Here is a 6071-nt window from a genome sequence, read left to right as displayed (position 1 = left end):
GTGGGAGCACCTAATAAGGTGCTCCCTTTTAAAATGCCTTCATATCAAAGGTTACTGGGCATAAAAAAACGAGACAGATGGTGTTTCACTCACCCTGCCCCGAAGATGGAATCGTTATGATATTATACTTACATTTTATACAAGATTCGCCAAAACAGCAACTTATTTATTTTGAACTAAAGATATGTTACGCCCCTATTTGCTTTCTAACCGAACCGACAGACAGGATATTATTCTTTTTAAACCTTCTTACCTGGCGACGCTTATAACAAAAAGCTAATATTTCTTCCTCGTTCACCTGCAACACTTTTACGATCCGGTGTGTAATTTGGTTATCACAGTTCACATAGATCATCTCAAGCTTTTTCCCAGAATCCTGTGCACGATGTAAAATACCATTCATTCTCTTTTACCACCCTTTTGACGAACATTTGTTCTTATTATACCCTCAGTATATGCCAGCGTACACATGAAAATTCATCCATTAGAAATACTTGGCTTGTCGCCAAGTATTTATGGCGAAAGTCATATCATTTTCTTATACTTTGTCTTTGTTAAACATTATAGTTATTTTTCTACAATAGCTTTATTCAATTATAGGCTGAATTATGGAAGACACAGTTTCAAGATAGAAGGGGTTCTTTACCTAAAAAGTGTCAGGGGTGGCTGGGAAACTACTCGCTTTCCTGCGGGGGAACTGGCAAGCCTCCTCAGTCGTTACACGACCTGCGGGGTCTTGCCTAGCTCCTTCTCCCGCGGGAGTCTGCAGTTTCCCAACCACCCCATCCGAAGGATGAGAGAAACGAACCCCTGCCATAGATGAAGATATAGTCCACAAATCATATAGAACTATGATACAGGTTATGAACGCGTTTTTATGAGCAGCTCTCTCTAATCTTGAAGGACAGCATACCAATGTTTCCGTTATTCTTATAAACGCAAGGAGGTCCGGGAAATCGCGAGAGTCCTATGGGAAAATAGTACATGGTGAGATCCCGCAGGGCTCTAGCCCGAGGAAGCTCACCGTACGCCCATGGAAAGCAAGTGATTTCCCGGACCTCCAAACGCTCCTAACCGTAACGGAAACAGTTTCTCTCGAAACTGAGTCTTCAAGTAAAGGGAGCTTTAGCTGAAAATCCACAATGAGATTTAATAGAGCCTATACTTTAACAAAGTTAAACTTTCTTAAAGTAATAAAAGAGACACCATTATCTGGTGTCCCTTCTTTTATAAATTAGTCTTCAAGGGGGTTGAGGTTTTCTTTTCCTGTCATATTCGCAATCATCTCAACAAGTAAATCAATTTCCTGATCGATATCTCTGATACTTGCTGTTTCAACTGGAGAGTGCATATAGCGGAGTGGTAATGAAACCAGACTTACCGGCACTCCTTTTCCAGTTAAACGCATCCGGTCAGCATCCGTACCTGTCGCCCTTGGGGTCAACTCGTATTGCACAGCCATATCAAGCGAGTTGGCAGTCTTTTCTAACAGCTGATTAATTTTGCGATTGATTGGGGCTCCTTTAGCAAGTACCGGTCCCCCGTCCAGTCGTACATCTCCATATTTGTTGGTATTGACGCCTGGATAATCGGTAGCAAATGTCACATCACAGGCAAGCGCCATCGTTGGTTCGATACCGGCAGCTGCAAAATAGGCTCCTCCCATGTTCGTTTCTTCATTGACAGTCGAAGCTGCATAGACGCCTACTTTCACTTTCTTTTTCGAAAGTCTGCGCAATACTTCTCCTACGATGAAGGCTCCTGTTCGATTATCAAGACCTCGTCCGGCTATGTAACGGTCCATCATCAGCTCCGGTTCACGTTTATAAACAGCCAAGTCACCGATTTGTACAAGTTCTTCCATCTCTTCCTTCGATTTCGCCCCACAATCGATAAATAGATCATCCAACCCGAAATCGTCTTTGAGGCCACCATGATGCTGAGCATTGACACCAATAACCCCTGTCACTGTCTTTTGATAACCGAGTATGGTTACTTTCATTCCAATGGCAGCTTTCGGGTTAATTCCGCCCATTTTGTCAAAATGGAGATACCCTCTTTCGTCAATGCGATTGATTACCAGGGCAATTTCATCGCTATGGCCAGCTAATAGAATTTTAAAGTCCGCCTTCGGATTCAATACAGCGATAGCATTTCCCGCATTATCGGTGATCATTTTATCCGCGTAAGGTTTCATTTCCTTGATCCATTTTTTCTGAATTTCCATCTCCATGCTGGATGGAGATGGTGTATTTAATAGATCGAATAGAAAATCAAGACGTTCTTGTTTCATATAACTTCCTCCTTCAAACATCACTGGTATCATGATACCAAAAAAACAGGTAAGTGAATAAGGATTACCTCAGCTCCTAAATCTTTTTGATTACAGTTTCATTATTTATTTCAAAACTGTGCATGAAACGTCATAAATCGGGGAATGGATTGTTGATATGTTCAATATTAAGAGGAGGAGCTTTACATGACATTGGAAGAGTGGTTTCAAAAAGGTGTGACAGCGCAGGAGTATGTAGATTCGATGGAGAAACATCAAAAGGATCTCATTTATATATATGAACATTTTCAGATTCCTACAGAAGATCAGGGCTTTTTCGAACAGGTGCAGAAACAGAACCTTAGAGTAATCGTATTGACAGAGGATTGGTGTGGAGATGCGATGCTAAACATACCGATCCTGTTAAAGTTTGCTGAGGCGGCCCATATGAACGTGCATTTATTATCCCGTGATGAAAACCCAGAATTAATGGATCAATATTTAACCAATGGAGTTTCCAGGTCGATTCCAATTTTCATCTTTTTTGATCCGGATGGAAACGAGGTAGCTAACTGGGGGCCAAGAGCAGAACCGATTGAAACATTCATTCAGCAAGCAAGAAAAGCATTGCCAAAGCATGATCCCAAGGATTTTGAGCTGAAACAGCAACAGATGTTTCAATTCATTACTAAATCATATAGGGATAACCAGGATTTTTGGAAGGATGTATATGACAGTCTAAAACAATCTCTAAAACAATTGGAATCAAGCCTGCCATGAGATGGCAGGCTTTTTTGTTTAGTATTATCTGATGTCAAATTGACCATACTGGTGTTAAAAAGGAGGTGTCCTGTCTTGTATCAATTCGTACAAGTTTATTTTCGACTTCCCATCTTTATCCGTCTTCTTCTTACAGTTATACTATTCATGACATTCTTCGGGATAGTCATACATTTTCTCGAGCCTGGACATTTCCCTTCAATCTTTGATGGTATTTGGTGGGCTTTTGTAACAGGATCAACTGTTGGTTATGGAGATTATGTCCCGTTAAGCACTGTAGGAAGAATGGTTGCCATCTTACTTATTTTAGCTGGCGGAGGCATCGTCACTTTCTATATGGCAACTGTTTCTGCAAGTACGATCAAATATGAGCGTGACTTGTCCAACGGAAAAGTAGCTTTCAAAGGTAATAATCATATTATCTTCGTAGGTTGGAATGAACGAACCAGGCAGCTGATTGATATTATGCAAAACCAAAAAGATCCGGAGAAAGTCGTTGTCATCGATAAAAGCATGAAGTCGCTTCCTTATAGCAAATATCCGGTTCATTTCATTAGAGGAGATTTTTATGAAGATGAGACCTTATCTAAAGCGAATATCTCCCAGGCACGTAAAGCTTTAATAACAGCTGACCCATCTAAACGGGAAGAAGCATCCGACCAATCGGTAATATTAGGAATTGTTGCAATGAAAGGCTGCAATCCTGATTTAAATATCATTGCGGAAATTCTGACCGAGAAACAAGTCATTAATGCGGAACGGGCAGGAGCAAACGATGTGATTCGTTCCAATGATTTCATGAGCTCGTTATTTTATCATGAACTTTACCGTAATGATCCGGTTCAGCCTTTTAAATTATTGTTGAAAATACTGACAGAGGAGCAATTTTATGAACTCACTCCTCCCGACCATTTGATTGAACAGCCTTTTTACAAAGGGGCAGCTTATTATGCAGAAAAGACATCTATATTAATTGGTTTGATCAGGCAGGATGCATTACTGATCAATGTGAAGCCTGATGAAACAATTCATAATGACGATCGACTGGTACTACTTTCACCGAAGTAAATGGGCTTCCAGTTCCCGGACGAGTTCTCTGCCGATCTCCACCATTTCATCCGGCACAGAAGCATCTGGATCGACGGGCTCGGAAAATTGATCGATCGACGCCTTGCCTACAAATACGTGGACATGGTCATCCATGCCTCGTTGATATTTATGGGCAAGCAAGAAAGGTTCCCCTATCTCCACTGTGACATGGTAATCATCCAAGTTCCCTTGCTTTGATGTAAACGGTACACGTAGAAACTGGTAACTCCCATCATCCGCTATCTTGTAATCAAAATAACCATGGTCATAGTCCCAATTACCGCCTACTTGATAGCCGAGGGGTTTTAGTGTTTGTTCCAATTCGCTTAAAGTAAAAACTTCGCCTGTCAGTTTTGAGCTTACAGGTATCACGTACACCACTCCTTTTTCAATTAACTTCCCCTGTTTAATGAAATCTTATGAATGGTATTAGAAAAACTTGTCTTGTCGCCAAGTACTAATGGCGAAAGCCTTAGTATTTTCTTATACTTTAATCCTTTATCAAAGTTAAACTTTGTTAAAGTGAAATAAAAAGCCTCTTCTCCTTAATGGAGAGAGGCCTACTTACATTTTATAAACGCTTTTCTAGCTCTTCTTTTTCTTTTTCGAAACCTGGTTTACCTAAAAGCGCGAACATATTTTTCTTATAAGCTTCTACTCCAGGCTGATCAAACGGGTTCACGCCTAACAAGTAGCCGCTGATAGCACATGCTTTTTCAAAGAAGTAGACAAGATATCCGAAGGTATAAGCATTCAATTCCGGTACATGGACTGTTAAATTCGGTACCTGTCCATCCGTATGGGCAAGGAGCGTACCTTCATAAGCCTTTTCGTTAACTTGATCCACAGTTTTTCCTGCAAGATAATTCAAGCCATCCATGTTCTGCTCATCTTCTTCAATTGTGATATCAGATTTAGGCTTTTCCACTTTTAATACAGTTTCGAACAAGTCACGTCGTCCATCCTGGACGTATTGTCCAAGTGAATGAAGGTCTGTAGAGAAGTTGGCGGAAGCCGGGAAAATACCTTTCTGGTCTTTTCCTTCACTTTCACCGAACAACTGCTTCCACCATTCAGAGAAATATTGCAATGCTGGTTCATAATTGATCAACATTTCAATGGATTTTCCCTTGTTGTAAAAGATGTTCCGCACAGCAGCGTACTGGTAAGCAGGATTTTCACTTAATTCAGAAGAACTCAGTTCATCCATCGCTGCTTTCGCACCATCCATCATACTGTCAATGTCAATTCCACTGACAGCTATCGGCAGCAGCCCCACAGCTGTTAAAACAGAGAAACGACCACCGACATCATCCGGAACTACAAAGCTTTCATAGCCTTCTTCATCGGCTAACGTCTTCAATGCGCCTTTTTGTTTATCTGTCGTAGCATAAATACGCTTACGAGCTTCCTCTTTCCCATATTTATCTTCTAAGAACTTACGGAATAAACGGAATGCAATCGCAGGTTCTGTAGTGGTTCCACTCTTTGAAATAACATTGACCGAGACATCTTTGTCCTCAAGGACATCAAATAGTTCATTCATGTATGGAGCACTGATGCTATTTCCGACAAAAAATACTTGTGGCGTTTTACGCTGGTCGGAACTCAATTCATTATAGAAGCTGTGGTTCAGCATCTCCAGTGCTGCACGGGCTCCAAGATAAGAGCCACCGATTCCGATTACAACAAGAACATCACTATCGGATTGTATTTTTTCAGCAGATTTTTTAATTCGACTGAATTCTTCTTTATCATAATTCTCTGGCAGATCGAGCCATCCCAAAAAATCATTGCCTGCCCCTGTCTTTTCATGCAATGCATGGTGAGCAAGCTTCACTGCATCTTCCATGTAGTCTAACTCATGTTCCCCAAAAAAAGGTAAAGCTTTTTCATAATCAAAGCGAATATGTGTCACTTTTATCCCTCC

Annotated in this window: 6 protein-coding genes; 2 read left to right on the top strand and 4 right to left on the bottom strand. The window is 40.9% G+C overall.

Translation table 11 applies throughout. The features are described 5' to 3' along the window. Positions 1-187: 187 nt before the first annotated feature. Together ACGTN9_RS17980 and ACGTN9_RS17975 are read right to left on the bottom strand one after the other, a co-directional pair. Entirely contained in the window at positions 188-403 is a 216-nt protein-coding gene (locus ACGTN9_RS17980) for a hypothetical protein (RefSeq protein WP_499595402.1), read from the bottom strand. 831 nt (positions 404-1234) lie between these two features. After that, the gene (locus tag ACGTN9_RS17975) at positions 1235-2293 is read right to left on the bottom strand and encodes a M20/M25/M40 family metallo-hydrolase (protein WP_499595399.1); all 1059 of its coding nucleotides are present in this window, start codon (positions 2291-2293) and stop codon (positions 1235-1237) included. Between the two features lie 186 nt (positions 2294-2479). Between ACGTN9_RS17975 and ACGTN9_RS17970 the strand changes: the two genes are divergently transcribed. After that, positions 2480-3052: a thioredoxin family protein gene (locus ACGTN9_RS17970; RefSeq protein ID WP_499595396.1), complete on the top strand. Its 573-nt coding sequence runs from the start codon at positions 2480-2482 to the stop codon at positions 3050-3052. A gap of 75 nt (positions 3053-3127) precedes the next feature. Further along, positions 3128-4120: a potassium channel family protein gene (locus ACGTN9_RS17965; RefSeq protein WP_499595393.1), complete on the top strand. Its 993-nt coding sequence runs from the start codon at positions 3128-3130 to the stop codon at positions 4118-4120. Here the strand turns inward: ACGTN9_RS17965 and ACGTN9_RS17960 are convergent. Then, positions 4109-4513, bottom strand: a complete 405-nt coding sequence (locus ACGTN9_RS17960; protein ID WP_499595390.1) for a YugN-like family protein — start codon at positions 4511-4513, stop codon at positions 4109-4111. The genes ACGTN9_RS17965 and ACGTN9_RS17960 overlap by 12 nt on opposite strands. A gap of 199 nt (positions 4514-4712) precedes the next feature. After that, a complete protein-coding gene (locus tag ACGTN9_RS17955) occupies positions 4713-6059 on the bottom strand; it encodes a glucose-6-phosphate isomerase (protein WP_499595387.1) in 1347 nt (448 codons plus the stop codon). Between the last annotated feature and the right edge of the window lie 12 nt (positions 6060-6071).

It is taken from the genome of Halobacillus sp. B23F22_5 (assembly GCF_043497085.1).
GTDB lineage: Bacteria > Bacillota > Bacilli > Bacillales > Halobacillaceae > Thalassobacillus.
Note: the sequence above shows the minus strand (reverse complement) of the source record. Positions and strands in the feature narration are given on the sequence as shown.